The 26,137-nt window shown below is 62.8% G+C and carries 25 protein-coding genes, 4 pseudogenes and 1 riboswitch; of the genes and pseudogenes, 7 read left to right on the plus strand and 22 right to left on the minus strand.

The features are described 5' to 3' along the window. Positions 1 to 30: 30 nt before the first annotated feature. Entirely contained in the window at positions 31 to 1,194 is a 1,164-nt protein-coding gene (locus GGQ68_RS17325; protein ID WP_183968230.1) for an S-(hydroxymethyl)glutathione dehydrogenase/class III alcohol dehydrogenase, read from the minus strand. Between the two features lie 118 nt (positions 1,195 to 1,312). Between GGQ68_RS17325 and GGQ68_RS17330 the strand changes: the two genes are divergently transcribed. After that, complete coding sequence (locus GGQ68_RS17330) at positions 1,313 to 2,335, plus strand: GlxA family transcriptional regulator (RefSeq protein ID WP_183968232.1); 1,023 nt, start codon at positions 1,313 to 1,315, stop codon at positions 2,333 to 2,335. On the opposite strand, the gene GGQ68_RS17335 is transcribed toward GGQ68_RS17330, so the two are convergent. From GGQ68_RS17335 to GGQ68_RS17345, 3 genes are read right to left on the minus strand one after another with little or no spacing between them, the layout of a single operon-like run. Next, entirely contained in the window at positions 2,332 to 3,237 is a 906-nt protein-coding gene (locus GGQ68_RS17335) for a nickel/cobalt transporter (protein WP_183968234.1), read from the minus strand. The two genes, GGQ68_RS17330 and GGQ68_RS17335, sit on opposite strands and share 4 nt — an antisense overlap. Further along, complete coding sequence (locus GGQ68_RS17340; protein ID WP_183968236.1) at positions 3,228 to 3,950, minus strand: DUF1007 family protein; 723 nt, start codon at positions 3,948 to 3,950, stop codon at positions 3,228 to 3,230. Before GGQ68_RS17340 ends, GGQ68_RS17335 begins: the two co-directional genes overlap by 10 nt. Then, entirely contained in the window at positions 3,925 to 4,938 is a 1,014-nt protein-coding gene (locus GGQ68_RS17345; RefSeq protein ID WP_183968238.1) for a zinc ABC transporter substrate-binding protein, read from the minus strand. The genes GGQ68_RS17340 and GGQ68_RS17345 overlap by 26 nt, the downstream gene beginning before the upstream one ends. 87 nt (positions 4,939 to 5,025) lie before the next feature. Between GGQ68_RS17345 and GGQ68_RS17350 the strand changes: the two genes are divergently transcribed. From GGQ68_RS17350 to GGQ68_RS17360, 3 genes are read left to right on the plus strand one after another with little or no spacing between them, the layout of a single operon-like run. Continuing rightward, positions 5,026 to 5,526 (plus strand): helix-turn-helix domain-containing protein, encoded by a 501-nt coding sequence (locus tag GGQ68_RS17350; RefSeq protein ID WP_183968241.1) that lies wholly within the window; start codon positions 5,026 to 5,028, stop codon positions 5,524 to 5,526. Continuing rightward, positions 5,523 to 6,251 (plus strand): metal ABC transporter ATP-binding protein, encoded by a 729-nt coding sequence (locus GGQ68_RS17355; protein ID WP_183968242.1) that lies wholly within the window; start codon positions 5,523 to 5,525, stop codon positions 6,249 to 6,251. The genes GGQ68_RS17350 and GGQ68_RS17355 overlap by 4 nt, the downstream gene beginning before the upstream one ends. Beyond that, on the plus strand, positions 6,248 to 7,060 hold the full coding sequence (locus GGQ68_RS17360) for a metal ABC transporter permease (protein ID WP_221235622.1): 813 nt from the start codon (positions 6,248 to 6,250) through the stop codon (positions 7,058 to 7,060). The genes GGQ68_RS17355 and GGQ68_RS17360 overlap by 4 nt, the downstream gene beginning before the upstream one ends. Positions 7,061 to 7,341: 281 nt before the next feature. Here the strand turns inward: GGQ68_RS17360 and GGQ68_RS17365 are convergent, their stop codons facing one another. Together GGQ68_RS17365 and GGQ68_RS24890 are read right to left on the minus strand one after the other, a co-directional pair. Next, positions 7,342 to 7,524 carry a hypothetical protein gene (locus GGQ68_RS17365; RefSeq protein WP_183968383.1) on the minus strand — a complete coding sequence of 61 codons (183 nt, stop codon included), beginning with the start codon at positions 7,522 to 7,524 and terminating at the stop codon, positions 7,342 to 7,344. Between the two features lie 154 nt (positions 7,525 to 7,678). After that, positions 7,679 to 7,774: pseudogene (locus GGQ68_RS24890) on the minus strand (GTP-binding protein); the annotation flags it as partial. A gap of 110 nt (positions 7,775 to 7,884) precedes the next feature. Between GGQ68_RS24890 and GGQ68_RS24895 the strand changes: the two are divergent. Next, positions 7,885 to 8,070, plus strand: a pseudogene (locus tag GGQ68_RS24895) (transposase); the annotation flags it as partial. 1,243 nt (positions 8,071 to 9,313) lie between these two features. Further along, on the plus strand, positions 9,314 to 10,252 hold the full coding sequence (locus GGQ68_RS17380; protein ID WP_183968244.1) for a hypothetical protein: 939 nt from the start codon (positions 9,314 to 9,316) through the stop codon (positions 10,250 to 10,252). Between the two features lie 304 nt (positions 10,253 to 10,556). Here GGQ68_RS17380 and GGQ68_RS17385 read toward each other — a convergent pair. The 9 genes and pseudogenes from GGQ68_RS17385 to cbiE form a co-directional block, all read right to left on the minus strand. Continuing rightward, positions 10,557 to 10,859, minus strand: a pseudogene (locus tag GGQ68_RS17385) (transposase); the annotation flags it as partial. An 11-nt stretch (positions 10,860 to 10,870) separates the two neighbouring features. Next, a pseudogene (locus GGQ68_RS17390) lies at positions 10,871 to 11,147 on the minus strand (hypothetical protein); the annotation flags it as partial. 55 nt (positions 11,148 to 11,202) lie between these two features. Further along, positions 11,203 to 11,952 carry a precorrin-6A synthase (deacetylating) gene (cobF, locus tag GGQ68_RS17395; protein WP_183968245.1) on the minus strand — a complete coding sequence of 250 codons (750 nt, stop codon included), beginning with the start codon at positions 11,950 to 11,952 and terminating at the stop codon, positions 11,203 to 11,205. Positions 11,953 to 12,015: 63 nt separating this feature from the next. Beyond that, positions 12,016 to 12,693 (minus strand): energy-coupling factor ABC transporter permease, encoded by a 678-nt coding sequence (locus tag GGQ68_RS17400; RefSeq protein WP_183968246.1) that lies wholly within the window; start codon positions 12,691 to 12,693, stop codon positions 12,016 to 12,018. A gap of 61 nt (positions 12,694 to 12,754) precedes the next feature. Further along, positions 12,755 to 12,934, minus strand: a riboswitch (cobalamin riboswitch). Between the two features lie 26 nt (positions 12,935 to 12,960). After that, positions 12,961 to 13,680: a uroporphyrinogen-III C-methyltransferase gene (gene cobA / locus GGQ68_RS17405; RefSeq protein WP_183968247.1), complete on the minus strand. Its 720-nt coding sequence runs from the start codon at positions 13,678 to 13,680 to the stop codon at positions 12,961 to 12,963. Then, a complete protein-coding gene (locus tag GGQ68_RS17410; RefSeq protein ID WP_183968249.1) occupies positions 13,677 to 14,987 on the minus strand; it encodes a cobyrinic acid a,c-diamide synthase CobB in 1,311 nt (436 codons plus the stop codon). Before GGQ68_RS17410 ends, cobA begins: the two co-directional genes overlap by 4 nt. Then, positions 14,984 to 15,787: a precorrin-4 C(11)-methyltransferase gene (gene cobM, locus GGQ68_RS17415; protein WP_183968251.1), complete on the minus strand. Its 804-nt coding sequence runs from the start codon at positions 15,785 to 15,787 to the stop codon at positions 14,984 to 14,986. Before cobM ends, GGQ68_RS17410 begins: the two co-directional genes overlap by 4 nt. Then, positions 15,784 to 16,152 (minus strand): cobalamin biosynthesis protein, encoded by a 369-nt coding sequence (locus tag GGQ68_RS17420; protein WP_183968253.1) that lies wholly within the window; start codon positions 16,150 to 16,152, stop codon positions 15,784 to 15,786. Before GGQ68_RS17420 ends, cobM begins: the two co-directional genes overlap by 4 nt. Next, positions 16,149 to 17,342 (minus strand): precorrin-6y C5,15-methyltransferase (decarboxylating) subunit CbiE, encoded by a 1,194-nt coding sequence (gene cbiE / locus GGQ68_RS17425; RefSeq protein ID WP_183968255.1) that lies wholly within the window; start codon positions 17,340 to 17,342, stop codon positions 16,149 to 16,151. The genes GGQ68_RS17420 and cbiE overlap by 4 nt, the downstream gene beginning before the upstream one ends. Here cbiE and GGQ68_RS17430 point away from each other — a divergent pair. Next, entirely contained in the window at positions 17,341 to 18,096 is a 756-nt protein-coding gene (locus GGQ68_RS17430; RefSeq protein ID WP_183968256.1) for a cobalt-precorrin-6A reductase, read from the plus strand. The genes cbiE and GGQ68_RS17430 overlap by 2 nt on opposite strands. On the opposite strand, the gene cobJ is transcribed toward GGQ68_RS17430, so the two are convergent. From cobJ to GGQ68_RS17465, 7 genes are read right to left on the minus strand one after another with little or no spacing between them, the layout of a single operon-like run. Next, a complete protein-coding gene (cobJ, locus tag GGQ68_RS17435; RefSeq protein ID WP_183968257.1) occupies positions 18,069 to 18,824 on the minus strand; it encodes a precorrin-3B C(17)-methyltransferase in 756 nt (251 codons plus the stop codon). The genes GGQ68_RS17430 and cobJ overlap by 28 nt on opposite strands. Next, positions 18,821 to 19,564, minus strand: coding sequence for a precorrin-2 C(20)-methyltransferase (locus tag GGQ68_RS17440; RefSeq protein WP_246429407.1), 744 nt, complete (start codon positions 19,562 to 19,564; stop codon positions 18,821 to 18,823). Before GGQ68_RS17440 ends, cobJ begins: the two co-directional genes overlap by 4 nt. Next, the gene (locus tag GGQ68_RS17445; protein WP_183968259.1) at positions 19,561 to 20,190 is read right to left on the minus strand and encodes a precorrin-8X methylmutase; all 630 of its coding nucleotides are present in this window, start codon (positions 20,188 to 20,190) and stop codon (positions 19,561 to 19,563) included. Before GGQ68_RS17445 ends, GGQ68_RS17440 begins: the two co-directional genes overlap by 4 nt. After that, positions 20,191 to 21,318: a cobalamin biosynthesis protein CobG gene (locus GGQ68_RS17450; RefSeq protein WP_183968260.1), complete on the minus strand. Its 1,128-nt coding sequence runs from the start codon at positions 21,316 to 21,318 to the stop codon at positions 20,191 to 20,193. Next, positions 21,315 to 24,599 (minus strand): cobaltochelatase subunit CobN, encoded by a 3,285-nt coding sequence (cobN, locus tag GGQ68_RS17455; protein ID WP_183968261.1) that lies wholly within the window; start codon positions 24,597 to 24,599, stop codon positions 21,315 to 21,317. Before cobN ends, GGQ68_RS17450 begins: the two co-directional genes overlap by 4 nt. 9 nt (positions 24,600 to 24,608) lie before the next feature. Next, positions 24,609 to 25,664: a cobalamin biosynthesis protein CobW gene (gene cobW / locus GGQ68_RS17460; protein WP_183968263.1), complete on the minus strand. Its 1,056-nt coding sequence runs from the start codon at positions 25,662 to 25,664 to the stop codon at positions 24,609 to 24,611. Between the two features lies 1 nt (position 25,665). Then, a complete protein-coding gene (locus GGQ68_RS17465) occupies positions 25,666 to 26,064 on the minus strand; it encodes a DUF1636 family protein (protein WP_183968265.1) in 399 nt (132 codons plus the stop codon). Between the last annotated feature and the right edge of the window lie 73 nt (positions 26,065 to 26,137).

Here is a 26,137-nt window from a genome sequence, read left to right on the forward strand (position 1 = left end):
TGAAGACAGGCCAACCCGGGGCGTCTTCGATCAGGCAGGGACGATCACCCCGGGCAGGTCATTGACCAGCATCGTCTCGGACGGCTGGAAGTGGATGACCGAGCGGATCGACTGCCCAGCGTGCAGCAGATCGAAGGCGGTGTTGATCTGCTCATGCGTCATGTTGTGGGTGATGTAGGGATCGACGTCGAAGTCGCCCCGGAGCCATTCATCCACCATGCCGGGCAGCTGGCTGCGCCCGAGCACGCCGCCAAAGGCCGACCCGCGCCAGACACGGCCCGTCACCAGCTGAAAGGGCCGCGTCGCGATCTCTTCGCCCGCGCCCGCCACGCCGATCACGGTGCATTCGCCCCAGCCCTTGTGACAGCATTCCAGCGCCGAGCGCATGACGTTGACGTTGCCGATGCATTCAAAGGAATAATCGACGCCGCCGTCCGTCATCTCGACGATGACATCCTGAATGGGTCGCGCGAAATTCTTCGGGTTGATGCACTCATGTGCGCCAAGTGACTGCGCCAGCGCGAACTTGTTGGGGTTCGTGTCGATGCCGATGATGCGGGACGCGCCTTGCATCTTTGCCCCCTGGATCACCGCCATGCCCACCGCGCCGAGGCCGAAGGCCGCGACCGTTGCACCCGGTTCCACCTTGGCAGTGTTGCGCACGGCGCCCATGCCTGTCGGGATGGCGCAGCCCATGACGGAGGCCTTCGCCAGCGGTGCTTCCTTGGAGATCTTCGCCAGCGCGATTTCGGGCAGCACGGTGTATTCGCTGAAGGTCGAGGTCCCCATGTAGTGATGGATCATCCGGCCCTTGTAGCTGAACCGCGAGGTGCCGTCGGGCATCAGGCCTTGGCCTTGGGTCTTGCGGATGGTCTGGCAGAGGTTGGTCTTGCCGGACTTGATGTAGGGGCAGTTCGGGTCTTCAGGCGTGTAGAGCGGGATCACGTGATCGCCGGGCTTCAGCGAGGTCACGCCGCGCCCCAACTCCTCGACGATGCCCACGGCTTCGTGGCCGAGCACAGCCGGAAACAGACCCTCTGGATCAGCACCGGACAGGGTGAACATGTCGGTGTGGCACAGGCTAGTGGTGACGATGCGAATGAGGACTTCGCCCTCTTTGGGACCGTCGAGATCGATCTCTTCGATTTCCAGCGGGCGGTTCGCTTCCCAGGCAATGGCGGCACGGGTTTTCATGGCTGTCTCCTTGTCATGTGTCCGGGAGTGTGTGTAATAGTATAACATATTAATCCGTGACGCCTTTACCGGGCGGATCGGGTCAAGCACCCTGTCTTTCAGGCCAAGGACACCCCCGATGCCGACACCCACCGCAGGACCCATGACCCCGGATTACCGGCGCGAGGTCACCCTGATCGTCTATCCCGGCTTCAAGACGCTGGAAGCCACCGGCCCGATCAGCGTGCTGGGCTATGCCTCGCAACATTTGCAGGCGGCGGGCCACAAGGGCGGTTACGAAGTGACCATTGCCGCGCCGCGCACCGGGTTGATCCCGTCGGATACGGTGATGTCGCTGGAGGCGGAGGTGGCCCTGCGCGATCTCGGCGCCTGCGACACGGTGATGATCGCGGGCGCGCCACGCATCGAAAAGGTGCTTGACGCCGAGCCAGAGGTGGTGCGGTGGTGTCGCCAACACGGGCGCGAGACAACGCGCTGTGCGGCGCTCTGCACCGGATCGTTTTTTCTGGCAGAGGCGGGCTTGCTCGATGGCCAGAGAGCGGCGACCCACTGGAACTACGCCGCGCGGATGCGCCTGCGTTTTCCCGATGTCAGTGTCGATGCGGATGCGATCTTTGTTCAGGCAGGCAATTTCTGGACATCGGCGGGGGTGACAGCGGCGATTGATCTGGCCCTTGCTTTTGTCGAACAGGACTACGGACGCGATATCGCGCTGGCCGTGGCGCGCGACATGGTGATGTATCTCAAGCGTCCGGGCGGGCAGTCGCAGTTCAGTACCCTGCTCACCGGCCAGTCTGCCGGGGCGACGGGCATGGGCGATGTGCTAACGTGGATGAGCGCTCGGCTGGATCAGGCGCTGACCCTCGAAGACATCGCCCGCGCCGCATGTATGAGCGTGCGCAGCCTGACGCGCGGGTTCACTGCCGAGTTCGGGGCTTCCCCCATGGCCACGCTGGAGCGGCTGCGCTGTGACCGGGCCAAGACGCTTTTGCTTGATACCGACTTACCCTTGAAGACGGTGGCCTTCCGCGCCGGATTCCAGTCGGACGAGCAGATGCGCAAAGCCTTCCGCCGCCGCTTCTCATTGTCGCCACGCGACTACCGCGCACGCTTCGCGACCGCTGGCTCGGAACCGGCCTAAACGAAGGGCCGCAGCAGCGCCGCAACCGCCGTCACGATCAGCAGACCGGCAAACACCTGCATCACGGGCGCGGCGAGGCTTAGCTTGCCATTGGGATCGAGGCGTACCGCCAGCCGTCCGAGGCCAAGCCCCGCGCCAGCGACGCCGAGGTTGAAGGCCGCAGTGCCAAGGCCCATTGCAAAGGTCGCGATGACCCCGGCAGACAGGATGCCGAAGTGCCAGCAGATCACAAGAAGGAAGAGCGCACCGGAACAGGGCCGCATGGCGATGCTGATCACGAGGGCGCTCATCTCGCGCAGGCTCATTTCCTCGCGGATGTCGGACATTTCCGGGCCATGCGCGTGGCCACAGCCGCAGGCTCCATGGGCATGATCGTGGCCATGGTCATGATGCGCCTGAACCGGACGTTGCCGCCACAGCGCGCGCGCGCCGCGCAAGGCAAGCCACAGGCCAATCAGCCCGATGAACAGGTAGCTGAGCGGGGCAAGTGCCTCCTCGGTCAGGCCAACCAATTGCTCGCTGGTCACGCGGATCAGGCCGATGCCAATCAGCACCAACAGGATCGCGGTGAGCGACTGTCCCAGGCTCGACAGCAGGGTCAACACCGTCAGCCGCCGCATCCGCGCACGGCTGGCCAGCGCCGTGCCGCCCAGCAGAATCTTGCCGTGCCCAGGGCCTATGGCGTGGACCACACCGTAAGCAAACGTCAGGCCACACAAGGACAACAAAGCGCCCGCTTCGCCGCGTTGCACGGCGCGGACGCCGGTGGCCATTGTGTTCTGGATCTCCCGCTGCGCCTGTGCCGCCCACCACGTCAGCCGCGTGGTATCCAACAGCGTCGCCAGGAGCACAGTCACCGCGACAACGGCGAGCAAGATCAAGGTGATGCGTGTCAGGGACATGTCAGCTCGAGCGTTTCGGCAAACAGCCCGCCGACATTGGGGTCGTCGGGGATTTCTTCTCGTGACAGTGCCCGCAGCTGGTCTTGCAGCTTGGCGATTTCCTCATCAGGATCGAAGTGGATTATCTCAAAGCGACACGCGCCTGCCGGACCCTCGACCGCGCTTTTATCGGTCACGGTGTAAGCGTAATAGTAGATCGGATCGTAGAGTTCGAGCGTCGCAGTGCGTCCGGTCATATCAATGGGTTTGCCTAAAGAGAGTGTGAAGCCAACGCCGATCTGGTCGCCGGGTGCCTCCGCCCAGGCCTTCTGCGGACGTGACAAACGGACCTTTTCCCCGTCGATGTGGAGGTATGTGTCACCTTCGTAATCCGGTGCCCAGTCCGTCTCGCCTTCGATGATGCGGTTCAGATCGGCCTCGTAGAGGGTGCCGTCCCGGTCGGGATCAAGCCCCAGGTTCTGGATGACCATCAGGGTCGTGAAGGCATCGTAGAGCCAGTGGATACGCACTGCCTCCAACTGGCCGCTGTCATTCAAGACGAAGCTGCCGGTCACATCCACAAAGACATGCGGATGGGCCTCTGTTCTGGAGGGGAGACTGGTCACGAGGGTCACCGCGGCGAGGAGGGTAATGAGGATACGCATGGACGCCAGACGGGGGCGCTTTCGCGCCCCCGTCAAGTCACGCTCAGGACGTGCCAAGACAATCGGCAAGATTTGATCCGAGGTTCCGGATCAGTTGCGGATAAAGCTCAGCCCCCGGTGCCAGATCAGCGCCCAGCGGATCAAGGACACCGACGGTTGCCTCGGTGCCCCGGAACACGGTGTCGATCATGCTGGCATTGTATTGCGGCTCCGAGAAGGCGCAGGTGATGCCCAGTTCCTGAACCTTGTCGTGGATTTCCTGAATGCGGGCCGGGCTGGGGTCGGAGCTGTCGCCCACACGGATCGAGCCCGCCGCCGGAAAGTCGAACCGGTTTTCGAAATACTGGTAGGCATCGTGGAAGACAACGAAGGCCTGTCCCCGCACTGGTCCAAGGCGGGCCATCACATCGTTGATCGTTGCGTCGACCTGCTGCTGACCTCTTGCGGCATTCGCGCTGTAGGTTTCGGAATTCTCCGGGTCCAGCTCGGAGAGTTCAGCGGCAATCACGTCCAGCCAGACACGCGCGTTTTCCGGGTCGAGCCAGGCGTGCGGGTCGTGGCCACCGTGGTGATGGTGGTCGTCGTCATGCGCTTTTTCATGATCGTGGTCCTCATGAGGCTCGGCGTGCTCTTCCTCGACATGTTCGTCATGCCCGTGTTCTTCCGCATGATCCTCGTCACCGTGGCTGTGCTTCTCAAAAGTCGCGCCTTCGCGCACCTCGAGTTCGGTCACCCCATCGGCTTCGATCAGCTCGACGACATGCGCATCCGAGGCCAGCGCCTCCAGAGGACCTTCGAGCCAAGGCTCCAGATCCTCGCCGATCCAGAAGACCAGATTGGCCGCCACCAGAGCTTTCGCTTCTGAGGGCCGCATGGAATAGCCGTGCGGCGACGCGCCGGGCTGCACCAGCAGGTCTGGGCTGCCTAGATCCCCCATCACCATCGAGACAAGCGAGTGCACGGGCGCAATATCGACAGCGACTTTCGGAACATCCGCCGCAGCGGAGGTGGCGATGCCGATGACCGAGACGGTTCCGAAAAGCAGGGTGCGGGACATGGAGAACTCCTTGATCTATTTTGCCTGAGGTGTATTAAGTATGTTATAACCTATCAAGTGAAAAATCGAAGACATGAGCCCGGACGCATGCAGATGAAGCCTTATCAATTTGGACCGCATCCCGCGGAAAGCGCGGTCTCTGCCCGTTTTGCGCGCGCCGAGCATTTCTTTGAAGGCAAGCGCAAGCGGCTGACGCCGATCCGTCGCCGGGTGCTAGAGACTCTTTCGGTGCGGCGCAGTGCAATGAGCGCCTCGAAGATCCTCGATCAGCTGAAGACCGACGGCAAGGCGCCGCACACACAGGTCGCCTACCGGGCGCGGGAGTTCCTCGTGGAGTTCGGCTTTGCGCACAAGAACGAACACCTGAACACCTATGTCGCCTGCACCCGGCCGCACGCGCATCACACGCCGGCCTTCAGGATCTGCCGGATGTACGACGAAGCCACGGAAGCGCCCTCTCCGGCCTCCGGCGACACGATGCAAAGGCCGGCGCAGGAGACTGGCTTCGTGGTCGCGGCAACAATATTGAAAGCCGTCGGGATCTGCCCCGGTTGCCTCGACGACGCAGGATCCAAAAGGAACACATGACCCTTTTTACATTTGGCAGCGTTGGGCTGTCCTTCGGAGACAGCGCGATCCTCAAATCCGTGTCCTTCGAAATGGGCGCAGGCGAAATCGTTACCATCGTCGGGCCGAACGGCTCCGGCAAATCGACGTTGCTGCGGCTGTTGATCGGCTCCATCGCGCCGAGCACCGGGCGGATCACCTGTCAGGCAGGTCTTCGCATCGGGTATGTCCCGCAGAAGCTGGCGCTCGATCCGACCTTGCCGATGACTGTCGACCGATTGTTGAGCTTGCGACGGCGCGCGAGCCGCGCGCGGGTCGCGCAAGCGCTTCAGGAGGCCGGCGTTCCGGGGTTTGAGCGCCGCCAGATCAGCGCCTTGTCCGGGGGACAATTGCAGCGCGTGATGCTGGCGCGCGCGCTGCTGGGTGAACCCGATCTGCTGGTTCTGGATGAGGCAACCCAAGGCCTGGATCAACCGGGCGTGGCGGCCTTCTACCGTCAGATCGAAGCGGTACGGCAAGAGCATGGCTGCGGTATCTTGATGGTCAGCCATGATCTTCATGTGGTCATGAGCGCCTCTGATCGGGTGATCTGCCTGAACGGGCATATCTGCTGCCAAGGCACGCCGCAGCATGTGGTCTCCGCCCCGGAGTATCGCGCCCTGTTTGGTGAAGGCACCGGCGGCGCGCTGGCGCTCTACTCGCACCATCATGACCACCGGCATGACCACAAGGAAGGTGCGCAATGAGTTGGGCAAACGCAATACTCGACGATTTCGTTTTGCGCGCCATTCTCGCCGGTATCGGGCTGGCGTTCGCAGCGGCGCCTCTGGGGTGTTTCGTGGTCTGGCGACACATGGCCTATTTCGGCGATGCCACGGCGCATGCTGCGATCCTTGGCGTGGCGCTGTCGCTGACATTTTCCGTGTCGATCTTCATGGGGGTGATGGGGGTGGCGTTGGTGATGGCCTTCACCGTCTCCACACTCGGCGGACGCGGCTTTGCAATGGATACGATACTGGGCGTGCTGGCGCATTCTGCGCTGGCCTTCGGCCTCGTTGCCGCGTCCTTTCTGTCGGGCATCCGGATCGATCTGATGGCTTATCTTTTCGGCGACATTCTCGCGGTGATGCCGCGCGATCTGGGTGTGATCTGGGGCGGCGGCGCGCTGGTCGTTGGTCTGCTGATCTGGCGTTGGTCGGCCCTGCTGACATCGACGCTCAACCCCGATCTGGCCTATGCCGAGGGGGTGGATCCCCGGCGCGAGCAGATGGTGCTGAACGTGGCCTTGGCTATCGTGGTGGCCGTCGCGATCAAGGTAGTGGGCGCCTTGCTTATAACCGCGATGCTGATCATCCCCGCCGCCGCCGCACGCCCGCTGACCCGCACGCCCGAGACCATGGCCCTGTTGGCCGGAGGGCTGGCCTCTGCCTCCGTGGTGGGAGGCATTCGCGCGGCCTGGGTCTTCGACACGCCGACCGGCCCGACAATCGTCTGCGTCGTGGCTGGAGTCTTTGCCCTGTCGGTGACTGTCGGTCAGGTTTTGGCGCGGCGATAAGGCGGCGACCCCGGTGCGGGGATGCGCTGTCTCGGTTCACGTAGTCCGCGGCGATTTCTTCCTCGGGATCGGCAATCGGCGGAGAGCGCTGCAGCAGCCCCGACAGCGGAGCCTTGGGCCTGCGCGTGCCGGTGTCGCCATAGATGCATACCAAACGCGCCGTCACCGCGGCGATACAGATTTTGCGGCAGGCGTTGGTGGTCGCCCTGTGTCACGCAGTCGTCGAGGCCGGGGCACGCCATCGTGGCGGCTGGCGCATGGGTCATCGTGTCGTCGTCCGATCAAGGCTGACAGGGCAGCGAGGATTGACGAAGAATGATGCGCAGCACCCCCGCATCGTCGCGTTTGCAGCCAAAGCCCTTATCGTTCTTGGTCACCGTGCCGGTCTGGCCCGTGAGGCTCTCCCAGCCCATCCATAGCGCAATATCGCCCTGAATGAACTCGGCTCCGGTTTCGCTCTCCATCGACCGCCAGCTCTGGATAGCGAAGCCCGCGTCCAGCGGATAACCACATCGGACAGGCTCTCGCCCCGCTCGTCGCGGAAATCGAAGGTCACGGAGAGGAGACGGGCAGCGGCTAGGACATGTTATTGACGATAGCCGCAACGCGGCGGCCTTAGCGGTTGTTCAGCACGCGGTTCAGAAGCGTGATTCTCCCGGCGCCAAGAAAGCCGCTGACGACGGTGACTGGCAAACGGCTGTCGATGGCGGACATAGCAGTCTCCTTTAATATATGGGTCAAAACGGCATCTCACCGGAGGGAATGAGATCGATGTCTGGATTGAAGCGTGAGGCGGGCAGTCTGGTGAGGCTGAAGGGGGCCGCCCCGCTCTGAATATTGTGCTGAAGTTTCGGATGGCGGTGCCGCAGAGCCGGCATGGATTGAGCTTTGAGGCAACCGAGTGCATGGTTCGGGACCGGCTTAGCTGGATGAGGGTCTGTTGGCTCGAAATCGCGGACACCGTGCCTCCCTCTCGTGACATCATTGCGTCATGCACTGCCCGGAAGTGAGCGCGAATGCCCTGTGGGGTTTCCGCGCGGCGCTGACCAAAGCCGAAGCTCTCGACGCGTTGTTCCGGGAACTCGATCAAGCCGCTCACCAGGCGGATTTCATTCCGTGCGCGGGCAGATCATCCCTCTTGTTTTACGATTTTAGCAGTTCTTGTTGCATGATGGCGGGGCAAGGATTGTACGCCTTTGGGTCAGGATGGACCGCTCCCGAGTATGGACCGCTGACCGGCAGGGTCTTGCGTAAAAAAGAGCCCGAGAGGTGCCCCGGGCTTTCTTCGATCCTGAACGAAGTTCCAAAGGGCCCGCAAATAATCCGGCAGGTCAATCGCCCGAATGACAGGCGTTGGTTAGGCATGACAAGACAATGTAGAGGAGTTCCATGCATAATGTGATTGGGATCGACGTGTCCAAGGCAACTCTGGATGCGTATTGTCTGACAAGAAACAAGCGTCGACAGGGCGTGAAAGCGACCTACGGGTTGGCTTCACTCTTCGATCGCGTTTCCATGACCGGGCGTTCATCGTGTTCGAAGGTAAGGCGGATAAGGCGACGATCCGAGGGATTCTTGCCCAACCGAATGACTCCTGACTGTTTATTTGAAGCGCATGTTGTCAATCCACGGCAGGCGCGATGATGCGCCGAAGCCATGGGCCGTGCCGCCAAGGTGGATCGTCTGGACATCGAGATGCTGGCGAGAAAGGGAAGCGCCCTGTAACAAGGCCACGCAAACGCATTCCGCCGCCCTAGGCAACCTTCGCGAGTTAATTTTTTTGCGCAGCGGTGTGATCAGGGGTCGGACCGCTGCCAAGACACGTCCGAAGATCGAAATGCATGCGATGCTGCGACGTCTGCTCATCCAGTGATTGGGCCAAATCGAACCGCAGTTGGCGCGAGTGGCTGCCGCCGTGAAGGCGATCGTGCGCTCTGTTCTCAGACTGGCCGATCGTTTCGAGATCTTGCCAGCATTCCCGACATTTCGACGAGGTCAGCGGTCGTTTTGCTCGCAGACATGCCGGGAGCGGCGCGATCAAGCGCTTGACCCTTCCGTGCAGCGAAGGTCCGGTCCTCGAGCCCTCCCTACCGAATTGCTGCGTGACAGCGAATGTCGGCTTTGGATAAAAGGCAGGTCCGCAGCTGCAAGAGCGACACCAACTTTTGCGGAGCTTTAGGTTTCGAACTTGTGAGTCGATTGATGTGGGGTGCATGATGAAAGCACCACAACTTTCCATGCGGGAGAGCAGGCATGACGCTTGTCGTTTGTCGAAAGGAAGATCATGAAGTCTTCGTCCAGTCAGACTCCAAAGTCATCGACTGTTTTGGCGTTCTGGATGAGCGTTCCCTCCGTCAGAACAATATGCTCGATGGTCTTCTGAAGACTGTAATACTTCATCCGCATATTTGTCTTTCTTTCGCTGGAGCCTCTCTCCACGCCACGAGTTTTCTCAAGAGATTTATGGCGAGCAACATACGAGAATGGAACACGCCTCGCCTAATCTCAGAACTTTGGAACGTTCACAATGAATCCGATATGGCGTGCGACTTCATCCTTTGTGAGTCAGTCGAAAGATCACCACGCATCACCTTGATAAAAGGCGGAAGTGTCCGTGAGGATCAGCCGAGTGCGTGGATTGGGAGTCAACCAGCCTTCAACAAGTATCAGACAGCATTCCACGAACTTGAAGACTCATTTCCTTTGAATCAGAGAATGCGCCATGCATTCCGTGAAGTTATTGATGACGAGGTCATTTCTGAAGTTGGGCATTTCCATATCGAGGTCTATCTGGAGCATCACTTCGCCAATACAGGGCTGATTGGCGGCGGTCCTGACAGTGTGTTCACCTACGAAATCAAGAGCGAATGGGATACTGGAAATCAGGTTTTCCACATTAAGGCGAATGAACCTACAGCTATTTCGATGGGATGCGCTCCTTACGGCGCTTATGGAGTCAGCTATTTTCGTTCACTGTCGACTAAGCGGCATGGTGTGGCGATGCACTTTCCGCACGCCAGATTTGGGCTTCTGATGTGTCCGCAAATTAATTGTGAGAAACCGATCTTCTTCAATGACTGTGTTGCCACTGAATTGCTGGACCAAATATGGGAGACATATCAGATTTCTATGGAGGGCGTGGCTGTTGTTTCCGAGACGGAGTTTCGACTGATTCGAAGTGGACGAAATTAGACCGCAATGTAGGAGAGCAGCCGTTCGAACTTGTAAGCTGAACGCCAGCTTTCTTCCCGCAAAGCTGACCTTGACCCGCCAGAGCATGCTGCACGACGCGACCGATGCCCGGTTCGGCGAAGTTGCACCGCATCGAGCCCCACCTCGGAGCGGGTTCGCAGAGGGCCGCGTGCGTCACGACACCGGCTTGGAAGGCTGCCCGCCGCCGCATGACCGATTTTCACCGGTTCCGTGGAAAACACACCCGTTCGCGAGCACGGAATTTCGTCGCTTGAGTTGGGCAGGAGAGGCTTTCCTGTCGGGTGGTTCGCGGTTGCTGCGGTGCGGGAAGGATCTTGGCCAGCTTGCGGAGGTTCCGGGCGGTTGCTGCGAGGAGGAAGTCGTCATTTGCGTCGCATGGGCCGAGGAACGGGAGCCGGTTGAGGCAGCGGATCCATTTGAGGTGGGCAAAGAGCATCTCGACCTACTTTCGCAACTTCATCGAGATGACGTATTGGTCGGTTTGGGCAATGTCGCGGGCGACCTGACGGACGTCTTCATGTTCCTCGCGGGTGATCTTACGTGCATCCACGTTCGGGCAGCATTTCGCCTGGGAAGGACATGCCTTGGGGTCAGGACTCATAGCCAGCAGATGACGCGTGCTGCGAGGGCGATGGCTGACAGGCAGACCTTCGGGCATCTGCCGTAGCGGGTTGCCACACGGGGCCAATACTTCAACCTGCCGAACATGATCTCGTATCGCTGCCCGGCAGGGCATCACGGTACGTGATGTCCCGAGAGGTGCGGTTCCGGCGTTTGTATCGGCGCTTGTCGCTCGCCCGGCAGGGTATTGCGCAGCAATGTCGCGAGAGGGGTACTTTACCGGTTCCTTCCTCTGCCTCCGGCCAGGGATGCATATTGCACGTCCCCAAACTGCGGCCGGGCCTTGGGACTGGGCGTCCTTGGCTCTCTCAGCGGGACGTGCGGCGCAAAAGGTAGCTGTCCATGATCCATCCGTATTGAGCGCGAGCGTCGCTTCGGGTTTGAATGATTTCGTCGCAAACCTCGTCGAGCAGGCCGTGAATGAGGATCTGGTTCCTTGTTCCCAGGTAGGCGCCCCACCAGATGTGTAGCCCATCCGGTGGGAGGTCCTTAAAGGTACACTCCCCGTCGAGCATCACCACTGTCGTATCGCCCTGAGGCAGCCCGTGCGTGCGCAAACGGCGCCCGGTGGTGACATGCACTGCGCCGTTGACGGTGTTCAGCGGGATCGCGTGCGCTGCCGTCAGCGCCTGTATCGCAGTGATGCCGGGGATCACGCGCACGTTGGGTTCGGGTGTCAGCCGCGCGGCAATACGCAACGTGCTGTCATACAGCGACGGGTCCCCCCAGACCAAAAGCGCCACGGGGCCTTCGACCTGGGCGGTATCCAGCGCAGCCGCCCAGCGGTTTGCGATCTCGTCATGCCAGAGCGCCACACGCTCCTGATAAGGCAAAGCGGGATCGCGTTCGGGATAGTCGAAATGCACCACTTTGGCCCGGGTTTCGCTGGCCGCGATGATTTGATGACGCACCTCTGCCAGATCGTCCTTGCCAGCACCCTTGCGGGGCACAAGGATGAGGGCGGCATCCCGCAAGGCGGCCACCCCCTCCAGCGTGATATGCGACAGGCTGCCGGTGCCGATGCCGATCAGCCAGATGTCTTTGGGTGCGCGTATCATGGTCGTCTTTCGGTCACAAAGCTCCGGACCGCTGAAGGTGCGGCCCGGAAGCGAATGTTGGGGTCAGGCCGCGTTAAACAGCCGTTCCGTGAAAATGCCGGACGTGTTCTTATTGCGCAGCGCTTTTGCCCCGGCCAATACGGCAAGGTCGGCGACCGGCTCGACGATGACGACCAGCATATAGGCTGCGCCGAAGCTGAGTACTGAGCTCAGGTTTTCGGCACCGACGCCTTGGCCGTAGATTGCCCAGAACGCGACCCAGGCCACGACACCCCCCTGATAGAGGGCGGAGAGTTTGAGCACTTCGCCGTACCCGAGGTCGACGTAAGCCGTCTGTCGTGGAATGATCCGACGCGCCAATTCGGTGATCGCAAAGAGCGGCACCAGCAGGGTCGTGACATTGACGAAATACATCGGCATGTCGGTCGGGGCAAAGAACATCCCCTGCACCAGCAGGCCGAGCGCGAGGCCAAGCGCCGCCGGGGCCGCGCCGAGAAGCAGCAACAGGGTGGTCCCGAGGATGAAATGCACCTCTGACACGCCCACCGCGAAATGCGGCATGACTTCAAAAAAGACGAAGGTTCCAACAGCCGCCAAAACGGTGCGGGTGGCCAGTGACACAACATTGCTTGCGCGCAGTTCATCGCGCACCAGTTTGGCCGTGTAACCTGCCGCGCCTGCCGCTGTTGCGTAGGCAAATGCCATTTTGGCGCCGTCCACGACGCCGGGTTCAATATGCATGGTCTAGTCCCTCATATATGGTGCTGCCCCTCCGGCAGCGGGGATACCCGCCGGACTGGCGGGGGGGGTAATGAGTACGGCAGGTCTCCTGACTTGCGGGTCGCGGCGTTCCGGGCCTTCCCAGCCAATGGGCCAGTGGCAGTCCTTCACGCTCACCGCTTACAGTTGCGGGGGCAGTCCAGGTGTTTCACCCGGTTCCCTATTCGTCACGGGTCGTGACACCGTACGAGGCGGTCGGTGTGTCGGTCTCCTCTCGTGGTTCTCGTTTCATGTCTCTGCCAGTGGTCCGTAAAGGATCAGGGCGGGTTTGTCGGAAAGCCCCTTTTCGAGCGCCTCTGACAGGGACGTGACCGTGTGGCGTTGGATGGTCTGCTCGGGCGTGCTGATCGCCTCTGCGAGGATCGCAGATGTATCGCCCGGCAGCCCAGCGTCGCTGAGCATGGCGAGAAGTTTCGGGAACGTCCGTTTGGCCATGAACAAGACGGTCGAGGCCGTCGGGTCCGCCAGCGCGCTCAGGTTCATGTCTTCCGGCAGTTGGCCGGACACATCGTGTCCCGTGACGAATTGCACGCGACGTGCCGTCAGCCGCCGGGTCAGCGGAATGCCAGCGGCGGCGGCGGCGGCACAGGCCGATGGCACACCGGGAATGATCTCGTAACCGATGCCGGCGGCCTTCAGCGCGGTGATTTCCTCTTCGAGCCGACCAAAGATGCCGCTGTCCCCGGACTTCAGCCGCACCACCCGTTGATCCAGCTGTGCATATTCCACCAGCAGGCGGCTGACATGGTCCTGACGAGGGGAGGGGCGTCCTGCCCGTTTGCCGACGCCGACCAGATCGGCCCCCGCCCGCGCATGGCTGAGGATCGGGCCCGACGACAGGTCGTCGAACAGGACGGCATCCGCCCGCCCGAGACGGTTCACCGCCTTGAGCGTCAAAAGCTCCGGATCTCCGGGGCCTGAACTGACGAAACTGACGAAGCCGGTCATGCCGGTTCCTCCTGCGCGACGAGGTGAAAAAAAGTGCCGGATACATGGCCGCGCCAGGACCCGGTTTCCGGGACAAGCGTCCCGTCCGCGTCGCGGACCTCGGCCAGCGCGGCGTCCGGTTGCTCGATGATGCTGGAATAGTGGAACTCATGCCCACGCAACGCGGCACCGATGGAAAAACCGGGCAGGGAGGCTTGCAGGACCGCGCGGCGATACCCCAGATGAAATTTGCGTTTCTCGTAGCTGGTGACGAGACCGAGAAGCCCAGCCATTCGGTGTCGGGTGCCGGAGGCGTCGATCAGTGCTTCTCCTAAAGCCATGTAGCCGCCGCACTCGCCATGAACGGGGCGCGCTTCGGCAAATCGGCGCAGCCCGTCGCGAAAGGTCTCGGCAGCGGCAAGTGTTCCGGCGTGCAGCTCCGGATAGCCGCCGGGCAACCATGCAAGATCGGCATTTATGTCCGGCGCTTCGTCGTTCAGCGGAGAGAACGGAAGGACTTCCGCCCCGGCGTCCCTCCAGCCTTCGAGGATATGAGGATAGGTGAAGGAAAACGCGGCGTCCTGGGCCAGTGCGATGCGTTGGGCCGGCGGGCGATGGGGCATTTTCTCGCGATGCGGCAGATCGTGCCCATTCGCGGCATCGCGGATCAGATCGAGGTCGAGATGTTCCCGAACAAAGGCGGCGTAATCGGCGATTGCCGCGTCAAGAGCGGGATGCTCAACGGCTTGTATCAATCCCAGATGCCGCTCGGGCAGCGACAGATCCCCCCGCCGTGGCAGAACGCCAAGCACCGGCAGGCCTGCGCGCTCCATCCCCAGGCGCGCCAGCCGTTCGTGGCGCGGCGAGGCCACGCGGTTCAGGATCACGCCGGCAAATGGCAAATCGGGCAGGTAGCTGCGAAACCCGAGCGCGGTGGCGGCTGCCGATTGCGCCTGTCCGCTGACGTCCAGCACCAGAACTACAGGCCAGCCCATGGCCTGAGCGGTTTCCGCACTGCTTCCGAAGCCTTGTTGACCACGCGTGGCGACACCGTCGAACAACCCCATCGACCCTTCGGCGATGCAGATGTCGGCGTCCCGCCCACGTGCCGCGATGGATTGCCAAAGGTCTGTCCCCATCGCCCAGCCATCGAGGTTGAAGCTCGCGCGGCCACAGGCCACCTTGTGAAACGCCGGGTCGATATAATCCGGCCCGGACTTGAACGGTTGGACGCGGAGACCATCATCGCTCAGCGCGCGCAACAACCCCAACATCACCGTCGTCTTGCCCGTGCCCGAAGACGGCGCAGAGATCAGCAGCCCCTTCATGCGTTGGCCTCGGTCTCTTCGGTCCAGCTGGCCCAAGGGCTGTCGCTGCTTTGCGGCCTGTAGCGCCGATCATAGTCCACGGCATACAGGCAGCTTTCGTCGAACCCCTCGCCAGCGAGGGCGGGGCCCACAAGGATCAACGCGGTGCGCTGGATATCCCCGGTCACTTGCACTGCTATCGTAGACAACTGGCCGCGCAGGATGACCTGATCCGGCCAACTGGCGCGATAGACCACGGCAACGGGGCAATCGGTGCCATAGGCTGGGGTCAGCTCGGTCACCACGCGCTCGAGGTTCTGAATCGACAGATGGATCGCAAGCGTCGCGCCGGTGGCCGCAAAGTTGGTCAAGGTCTCGCCTTCCGGCATCGCGCTGGCACGGCCGGAAGTTCGCGTCAGCACCACAGATTGCGCGAGACCCGGCAGCGTGAGCTCCGTCCCCAGTGCCGCAGCCGCAGCGGCAAAGGCTGGCACGCCGGGCGTGACAGACACCGGGATGCCCATCGCCTTCAGACGGCGCATTTGCTCGCCCATGGCCGACCAGACGGACAGATCACCGGAGTGCAAACGGGCCACATCTTGCCCTGCGGCATAGGCCTTGCCGATCTCAGCCATGATCTGGTCGAGGTCCAGCGGCGCTGTGTTGACGATGCGGGCATCCGTCGGGCAGAGCGCCAAGATCTCGGCAGGCACCAGAGAACCTGCGTACAGACACACCTGGCAGCTTGAGATGATGTCACGTCCGCGCAGCGTCAACAGGTCCGGCGCGCCGGGGCCAGCGCCGATGAAATGAACGGTCATAAAGGGGCTCCTTCGGCCAGGGCGCAGCTTGAAAGGCGGTCTGCGGCGTGCAGGCGCGGCGCCAGCAATCGCGCGCCCGGCCCGGCGGCGGCCAGAGCGGCGGCTTCGGCCACGGAACCGGTGCCGCGTTCTGCCGCAACGCGCAAAGACTGCGTGAAAGTGGGTTGCGCTACGAGATCTTCCGCCGTCACCGAGACCAGCGGCAAACCCAGTTCATCCGCCAACGGCGCAAGGCTGGCGGCCTTGTCGGCAGCGGTGGCAAGCATCTGGGGGGGACGATCCACGGCGGCACAGGCCGCGTTGAAGGCATCCCTCAGGCTGTCAGTTTGGGCGCGCGTAGAGAAACCGAAACCAGCGACGATCATAGCGTGTGGCTCCATTGGGTGATCGGGAAGGACGCGCGCCAGCCTTGCTTTGGGCCGATGGGCACCGCATTGGCGATCTCCATCCGCATCAGCTCACCCCCAAGACGGTTGCAGGTTTGAACCAGCAAAGCCTCGCTTTCCAGCGTCACCGCATTGATGACCAGCCGCGTGCCGGCGGGCAGGGTCTCAAGGCTGTGGATCAGTTCCGGCGACAGGCCGCCACCGACGAACACCGCATCCGGCGGCGTCAGGTTCTCCAGGGCAGCCGGGGCCGCGCCATGGACGACGCTCAGACGATCCACCCCAAGGTGCGTTGCGTTGGCGGAGATAAGGGCCACGCGATCGGCGCGTGGCTCGATGGTTGTGGCGCTCAGTGATGGACAGGCAAGCAGCCACTCGATCGCGATGGAACCGCACCCGCCGCCGATGTCCCAAAGATGCTCAGAGGCGCGTGGTGCGAGGGCCGAAAGGGTCATGGCGCGTATCGGGCGTTTCGTGATCTGGCCATCATGTGCGAACCAGTCATCCGCAAGGCCACTGACGCGGGGGAGCGGACGCCCCTCGCCGCGCACCTCTATGGCGACGCAGACAGGATGGCTGGCAACGCCATCAGACAAGTCCGCTGCTGGCAATTCAGTGACCCGTTCCCGGGGACCTCCGAGTGCCTCCATGATCACGCAATGCGAGGCGCCAAAGCCCGTTTGCTCCAGATAGGTGCCGAGTTCGACAACCGCGTCGCCGTCGCGCAGCGTGACGATGATGCGCTGCGACGGGGCAAGGTGCGGCCGCAGTCGTGAGAGCGGTTTTGCATGCAGGCCAAGGCAGACCGTCGCCTCCAATGGCCAACCCAGACGAGCCGCCGCCAGCGAAAAGGTCGAATGTCCCGGAAAGGCTTGCCATTCGTCGCGCGCCAGATGTCGGGTCACGGTGGTTCCGGCCCCGAACCAGAACGGATCGCCAGAGGCCAGCATCACCGTCGGCTGTCCGCGCCGCGCCATCAACAGGTCGACGCCTTGGGCAAAGGGCACCGGCCATTCAATCTGTTCGGCCCCGTCCGGGATCAGGGACAAGTGTCGCGCCGGGGCCATGACGCAAGCTGCCTGTGCCAGCGCATCCCGGCTTGCGTTGCACAGGCCCGCTGGGCCATCTTCGCCCAAACCTATGATTGTCAGCCAAGGAGCCTCAGACATGCGCCCGAACCTTCTGATCCTTGGCGGCACCACCGAAGCGCGCCATCTGTGCAAGGCCGTGGCTGCAGCCGGTCTGCAGGGCACCGTGTCCATGGCGGGCCGGGTGGAGCGGCCCGCGCCGCAAGAGCTGCCCATGCGCGTCGGCGGTTTCGGCGGTGCCGATGGTCTGGCGGGATACCTGCGAAAGGCCAGCATCACGCATATAGTCGATGCCACCCATCCCTTTGCCGCGCAGATGAGCGTGAACGCCATTGAGGCCGCAGCCTTGACCGGCGTGCCGTTGATAGCCCTGACGCGGGTGCCGTGGCGGGCGCAAGCGGATGATCACTGGACCCATGTGGCCGGTATAGATGCGGCGGTTGCCGCTTTGGACGGACCGGCGCAGCGTGTGATGTTGGCGGTCGGGCGTATGCATTTGCCCGCCTTTGCCGCCAATCCGCAGCACAGCTACGTGTTGCGTCTGGTGGATGCCCCGGATGGACCGCTGGGCTTTCCCGATGCTCAGGTTATCGTCGACAGGGGGCCGTTCACCGTGGGAAACGACCGCGCCTTGTTGCAAAAGCACGACATCGAGCTTGTCGTGTCCAAAAATGCAGGCGGTACCGGTGCACAGGCAAAACTCATCGCCGCCCGAGACCTCGGGCTGCCGGTGCTGATGATCGACCGTCCCGCCATTCCACAACGGGCCGAAGCGCATTCCATTGAGGCCGTGATGCACTGGCTCGATCATGCGGGCACGGATCTGGGCGTGTAAACGATAGGGGCGCGGCCCTTCCGTGCGATGACGCGCGTGTTGGAGGCACCGACGATCACCACCGTGCGCATGTCGGCCATCTCGGGTTGGCACTGGGTCAGGGGAACCACGCGGACCTCTTCCTGAGGGGTGGAAACAGCCCGCGCAAAGATGACCGGACGCGCGTCACCGCAGCTTTCTTGCAGCACCTTGAGCGTCCTTGCGAAGCCTTCGGGCCGGGATTTGGACCGCGGGTTATAAAACGCCATGGCAAAGTCGGCTTCGACCGCCAGACGCAACCGCTTTTCGATCAAAGCCCAGGGTTTCAGATTGTCCGACAGGTTGATGGCGCAAAAGTCATGACCCAAGGGCGCGCCTGCACGCGCCGCGGCCGCGAGCATGGCCGTGATGCCGGGCAGAACGCGAATATCGAGGTCACGCCAATCCACCGGTCCGTCTTCGACCGCTTCGAAAACAGCCGATGCCATGGCGAACACCCCAGGATCACCGGAGGAGACAACGACCACCTTGCGCCCTGCGACGGCCATGTCCAGTGCATGTCGGGCCCGGTCGAGCTCGACCCGATTGTCGGAGGGGTGAAGGGTCAACCCGGCACGTTCGGCCACCCGTGCGACATAAGGAATGTAGCCCACCACATCGGTCGCGTCCGCCAGGGCCGCTTCGACCTCGGGTGTGACCAGAGTGTCCGCGCCGGGGCCAAGGCCCGCTATGGTCAGGGAGCCGGTCACGGGCGCCTCCCGTTGCCATGCACGACAATGATCGAAAAGTATGGCGTGACGCGATCCCCGGCCTCCGAGAGCTTTTGCACGGATTGATCGGGCATGGCGGCATGTTCGATCAGCCACGCGGCATCATAACGACCCGCCGCACGCAAGGCCTCGCGCACCTTTTCGATGTTGCGACCGATCTTCATGATGACCAGCGCATCAGACGCCGCCATCTGCGCCACCAGCGCATCGTGCGGCAGGGTGCCCATCAGCACGGTGAGCACATCGTCGCCCCATGTGATCGGCAGCCCGGTCGCGGTCCAGGCCGCGCTCATCCCCGTGATTGCGGGAACGACGTGCACGGGGCAGTCGTCCTTCAAACGCGTGTACAGGTGCATGAAGGAGCCGTAGAAAAACGGGTCACCTTCGCTGACCACAACGACCTCCTGTCCGGCATCAGACAGGCTGCGCAGGTGGGCGGCACTGTCTTCGTAGAACGCCGACAGCAGCGCATTGTAGCGCGGATCGCTCAGCGGAATTTCGGTTGTCACCGGATATTCCATCGCGATTTCAGTAACGTCCGGGCGCAGCATCCCGTCAAGGATGCGCCGCGCCTGTCCGCTGCGTCCCGCTTTGCGGAAATAGGCCACGTGGCTGGCATTGCGCAGCAGGCGATCGGCGCGCACCGACATCAGATCAGGATCACCGGGGCCAAGGCCGACACCCCAGATCGTACCTTTCTGGATCATCTGAACGTTCATTCTGCGCGACTTGCGATGGCGTTGACCGCTGCAACGGTGATGGCGCTGCCGCCCAGACGGCCTTCGACGATACAGCAGGGCACGGGTTGATCGGCCCACAACGCATCCTTGCTTTCGCGTGCGCCGACAAAGCCAACCGGGCAGCCGATGATGGCCGCCGGACGCGGACATGCCGGATCTTCCAGCATGTTGAGCAGATGGAAAAGCGCCGTAGGCGCATTGCCGATGGCCACCAGCGCACCCTCCAGATGGGGGCGCCACAGCTCCAAAGCAGCGGCAGAGCGGGTGTTGCCCATGGCGCGCGCGCGGTCGTGGATGCCCTCTGCGTGCAGGGTACACAGCACCTCGTTTCCGGCGGGCAGGCGGGTTCGGGTCACACCTTCGGACACCATGCGCGCATCGCACAGGATCGGCGCGCCTTTGGCCAGAGCGGCTCGGGCGGTTGTGGCAAAGCCTTTGGAAAAGCGGATGTGACGTTCCAGTCCCACCATGCCGGCGGCGTGGATCATGCGGACGGCGATGGGTTCCTCCTCCGCGTCAAAGCGCGCGAGGTCGGCCTCTGACCGAATGGTGGCAAAGCTTTCGGCATAGATGGCCGCGCCGTCTTTTTCATAATCATAGGGCATTCAGGCGGTTCCGATCAGATCAGGTAGGTCGTGCGGTAAAAGGCCGGCGGCGGCGGGTGGATCCCAGGGGGTGCCGTCACGGATCAGGTCGAACCGCCCCGACCTGCCCGTCAGCGTGACGTCGGCTTTTCCTGGTCGTGCGCATCCCTTGGCACAGCCAGACACATGAAGAGTGCCCCCCACGCTGCCCGCCAGACGCATGGCCAGATCGCGTGTCTCGACAGTGGCCTGAGGACAAAACGGCGCCCCCGGACAGGCATGTATCCGAAGCAACGGGTGGTCCGGGGCGGTGATGAAGGGGGCAATGTCGGGAACCGTTGTGGCGACCCGGATCAGACGATGCGGCAGCAGGCGCAGTTCGGTCAGACGGGCCGCCTGTATCAGCCGGATCAGATCCCGCGCAGGAATGTTGCCGAATGGCACGCCGAAGGTTGTTGCGTCATTGTCGCGCCCTGGAGCCAGTGGTTTGGTAACGGCACGCGGCGTGCAGGATTGCCATTTGTCCGGAAGGGAGACCTGCCGCAGATGACGCGCCATGCGTCCGGCCGACTTGCCCCCGGTGGCGTTGAACCATAGCAGCGCGTCCTTCACGGCGGACATGGCGTTTCTTTCGTCGATCCGCCATCCTTTTGCGGCTCCGTCCAGTCGCAACATCAAATGCCCATCACCATCACGCTCGAAGCGCAGATCGGCGGAAGCATCGCTGAGGCAGGGCGATCGCCCGGTGTCCACCGCATATCCCATCTTTTCCGGCAGATCCGGAAAGTCGGGAATGGCCTTCGCCAAAGCGTCATGCAGCCGATACGTCTGATCACCGCTGACCCAGTCCGGCGGCATCAGGATATTCCGACGGCCCTCTGTCTGCGGGTCCGCGTCAAGCAGGTCGATGTCCCACAACGCGCGGAGCAAGTCCTGATGCCTGTCAGCCGCGACGCCTCGGATTTGCACGTTCGCCCGGCTGGTCAGGTCGAGCATGCCGTTGCCAAATTCCTCGGCCAGTGCACAAAGCGCCAGCGCTTGTTGATCTGTCAGGCAAGCCCGGAACGGGCGCACACGCACCACCAGCCCATCGCCGGAGGCCATCGGACGGTGTGCGCCGGGGCACCAGCCTTTGACCTCTGCCGTCATGCGCCTGCCTCCTGCACCTTGGCCAGGACGGAATTGCGCCGGGTCTGCCAGAGCCCCGCATCAAGCAAGGAGCGGAACGTGGCCTGCATGGCTGTGTGGGCCTGCGGGTTGCTATGCGCCAGAAAGGCGTCTGTTTCCGGATCGCCCAAGGTAGCGTCGTGATAGGCATCAAAGAGATGTGGACCGACTGCCCCGGCGAGTTGCGCAAACTTGGCCATATGATCGAGGGTCGCGGCAATTTCGGCGGCGCCCCGAAACCCATGCGCCCGCATCCCTGCTATCCAGTCCGGGTTGGCGGCCCGGGCGCGGACCACGCGAGCGACTTCCTCAGGCAGCAGCCGCGCACGTGGTGTATCCGGCGCGGTGTTGTCCAGGTGATACAGCTTGGCCTTTCCGCCTGCCACGGATTGAGCGGCGGCAAAGCCCGCCTCATGTGCCGCATAATCCGCCGCAAGCAAAAGATCGGTTTCCGGCAAATCCTGCAGGTGAACAAAGCTGTCAGCTTGTGCCACCCGTTCCTGCAACCCTGCCATATCCCGTGTGGCTGTTTCGCCGTCGAGCGCCCATGCCGATGCATCAAGCCAAGCCTGACCTGCCTGCGCGCGAGCATCGGGCGCAAAGCTGTCGAGTGTAGCCCCAAACCCCAGACCGAAGTGGCCAGGCCGAGGTCCGTAAACCCGCGCGGTCTGCTCCGCTCCTGCATAGGGGTTCCAGTCCGACGCCTCGTCGCGCGCAGACAGCGCCCGAATGGCCTGCGCGAACAAGGCAGACAACGTGGGAAAGACATCCCTGAACAGACCGGACACCCGAAGGGTCACGTCGATGCGCGGGCGGTCAAGCTCCGCGATAGGCAGGACTTCGATGCCGGAGACACGCTCCGACCCCGCGTCCCAGACCGGGCGAACCCCCAGCAGGGACAGCGCCATGGCGAACTCTTCTCCGGCGGTGCGCATGGTGGCGGACCCCCAAAGATCGACCACCAGCCCTCGCGGCCAATCGCCCTCGTCCTGAAGGTGCCGCCGCATCAACTCTTCGCCCAGCTTGACGCCTTGGGCATAGGCGGCGCGCGTCGGAACCGCGCGCGGATCGGTGGTGAACAGATTGCGCCCGGTGGGCAGGACATCAGTCCGCCCGCGATAGGGGGACCCGGATGGCCCGGGCGCGATGCGCCTGCCGTCCAACGCGTCCAACAGGGCGGCGCGTTCTGCTGTAGCGCTGGCAGCGTGCGCGTCACAGGATGCACGGCCCCAGGTATGCAGCCCATCGCCGAACTGGCTTTCCTTGATATCACAGACGAACCGATCAATGCGGGTGATCGCCTCTGCCGCGCAGGACGCGCCATCAAGGCCCAGATCCTGTTCGACGCCAATCATGCGGGCTTCTGTACGAATATCGTCCTGAAGCCGATCCCGTCGTTGGGGATCAAGCCCATCGGCGGTGGAAAACTCATCCAGCAGGCTTTCAAGGCGGATCAGCCGGTCCGGGGTCTCACTTTGCCGAAGCGGTGGTGGCACATGGCCCAGAGTGAGCGCGCCGATGCGCCGCTTTGCCTGTGCCGCTTCGCCGGGGTCGTTGACGATGAAAGGATAGAGGACGGGCAAAGCGCCGGTCAGAACCTCCGGCCAGCAGGTTCCGGACAGGGCCGCAGATTTGCCGGGTAACCATTCCAACGTGCCATGTGCACCGATATGAACCAAAGCGTCCGCCGCGCCTTGCAGCCAAAGATAGAATGCGACGTAGGCGTGGCGCGGGGTGCGGGACAGATCGTGATAGTCATCATCGCGCCGTGTGGGCGTTCCGCGCTCCGGTTGCAGCGCGACCACGGAATTGCCCACTCTCAGCCCTGCGAAATGAAAGGCGCCATCGTGAACGTTTGCGTCATCCTCCGGCGCGCCCCAGTCGGTTGCCAAACGGTCCTGAAGACATTTCGGCAGACGCTGCAGGTTGGCGCTGTAGTCCGCAACAGGCAAGGCAAACGCTTGATCCTGAAGCTGTTTCTCTAACCCGACGACTGCATTCGGCAGATCGTACCCTGCGGCGTTGAGGTCTTCCAGGATCGATTGGGCCGAGGCGAGAGCATCGAGTCCAACCGCGTGGCCCAAATTCCAGTCTTTGCCGGGATAAGTGGACAGCAAAAGCGCGACACGGCGTTCGTGCACGGGCTTCGCCCCCAGCGCCACCCAGCTGGCGATCCGCGCGACGGCGGCCTCGATGCGGTCCGTGTAGGCCTCGTGTGTATGTCGGGAGAACTGCAGATCGGCGTCGCGCTCGCCCGGCTCCTTGAAAGAGATAACGCCCCCTGTCAGCCGCCCGTCCACTTCGGGCAGCACCACATGCATCGCCAGGTCGGCGGGGGACAGGCCGCGATCGGACTCGGCCCATGCCATTCGCGTCGATGTGGCCAGCGTCACCTGAAACACCGGCACACCGCCTGCATCGAGCGGCGACGTCCCGGACGCGCCCTTGCCGCTGAACGCGGTGGCATTGACGATGGCGCTCGGCTCATAACCGCGAACCTGACGCGCCAGCCAGGCGCTCGCCTCCGGGGCCTTGAGCGAGGGCGCAAACAGCGCACGAACGTGATGGCCCTTGGCGCGGAAGCTGTTGAAAAGGGCCGCGATGGGCGCAAGATCTGCCGCCACGAGGTATGAGCGATAAAACACGATAAGGATGCGCGGCGCGTCCGATACCGGCATGTCGGCCAAGGGACAAACGACGCCGTTCTCCGGAGTCCACGCGCCGACTTGCGGCATGGATTTGCTGCCACGCACAGGGCTGGCATAGAACCCGGCCGCAAGCGCCATTTGCGCCAGGGCAGCCTGCGCGGCAACTTCGCCGCCAGCGTCGCACAAATCCTTCAGCCGTCGCAGCGTCGAGACGGGCAGGGTCGAGACACGATCCAGCCTCTCATCGGCGCGCCCATCCGCTGGCAGCACGGCGACTGCGATGCCCTTGTCTTTCGCAAGACGCAGCACCTGTTGGACGCCGTACTCCCAGTAGGGCAATCCGCCAATCAGACGGATCAGGACACCCTTGGCCCCGGCAAGTGTATTGTCCACGTACGTGTCGACCGACAGCGGATGCCGCAGGGCAGACAGGTTGGCAAGCCGCAGGCTGGGCAGCCGTCCCTCAGGACCGCCGCCTCGTCGCCACCCGGCGGCAAATGCCCCGAGATCACTGTCGGAAAAGGACAGCACCACAAGATCCGCAGGGCTTTGGCCCATATCGGTCGGTGTGGCGGTCTCTTCCAGACCGTGACTTTCGCGGAAAACGACGTGCATGAGAGTGCGCTACTGAGCGAGTTGTGGGGCAGGGGTCAGGGCCGCGCCAATGACCTGCGCGTCGATGTTGTCATGTTCAGCAATCACGACCAGCCTGCCCTGTCGCGGCTCATCCCGTCGCCAGGCGCGATCAAACTGGTGCCGCACGCGACCGCCTACAGCCTGCACCAGAAGGCGCATCGGTTTGCCCGCCACGGAGGCGTATCCCTTCACCCGCAGGATGTTGTGATCCCGCGCAAGTCCTTCGATGGCGGTCACAAGCTGCGCCGGGTCCGCCAGTTCGGGGATGTCCACAACGATGGACTCGAAATCATCATGCTCGTGGTCGTCATGATCGTCGTGATGAGACGGGCGCGCAGCAATGTCATCCTCTGCCGCAGCACCAAGACCAAGGATCACGCGCGGGTCCACGGCGCCTTCGGCGACCTCGACCACTGGCAGCGCGCGCGGCGTGTCCTGCGCGATCCGGGCCATTGCCTTTGCCACACCATCAGGTCCGGCAAGGTCGGGCTTGGTCAACAAGATGATGTCCGCGCAGGCGATCTGATCCGCGAAAACTTCCGACAGAGGGGTGTCGTGATCGAGGCTGTCATCTGCCAGGCGCTGCGCGTCGACCGCTGCAACATTCGGCGCAAATCGCCCGGCGGCCACTGCCTCTGCATCGGCGAGCGCGATTACCCCGTCCACAGTGATACGCGACCGGATGTCTGGCCAGTCAAAGGCCTTCAGCAGCGGCTTCGGCAGGGCGAGGCCGGATGTCTCGATCAGGATATGATCGGGACGCGGCTCCAGCGCCATCAGTGCCTCGATCGTGGGGATGAAGTCATCCGCAACGGTGCAGCAAATGCAACCGTTTGCCAGCTCCATGATGTTTTCCGCCGGACAGTCGGGCAGGGCGCAGCCCTTGAGGATCTCGCCATCCACACCCACATCGCCGAATTCGTTGACAACGACAGCCAGCCGGCGCCCGCCGGGGTTTTGCAGCAGGTGGGAAATCAGGGTCGTTTTGCCAGACCCCAGAAATCCCGTGATCACGGTGACGGGTAGCTTTGAAAGTTCGGTCATGTCAGGCGTCCTCGGGCATGGAAACAGGGGGGATACGGGCGATGCAATTGCGTTTGAAATGCTCCGGGCGTTGCCGCCACGGGATGATGCCTTCAGCGCTTTCGTGATATTGCGCGGCACCATCGAGGATCATGTCCGGATGCACCTCTGGATCGACGCGGCCAAAAACATAGGTCCAGCGGGCATCGCCTCCGCGCAGCGCGATGGTGCAGCCATGGTCACAGTTCTGAAGGCATTCGACAGGCGTGACGGTCAGGCCCTCGGGACAGGGGCGGCTGGCGATCTCGTCAAACAACATCTGTCCGGGGCGTCGCGCGTCGGCAGGTAGGTCCTGTCCGCATCGACATTTGATGCAGACCAGAAGCTCTGCGCGCGGCTGAACTGAGCCAGCTGTGGTCATATCCTCGGTCCCATTTTGTATGGGACGCGGGTCAGATGGCGGAAGAGTCCTGTTGCCAGGGCGCACTCCGTCA

Source organism: Sagittula marina (genome assembly GCF_014196795.1).
Taxonomy (GTDB): Bacteria; Pseudomonadota; Alphaproteobacteria; order Rhodobacterales; family Rhodobacteraceae; genus Sagittula; species Sagittula marina.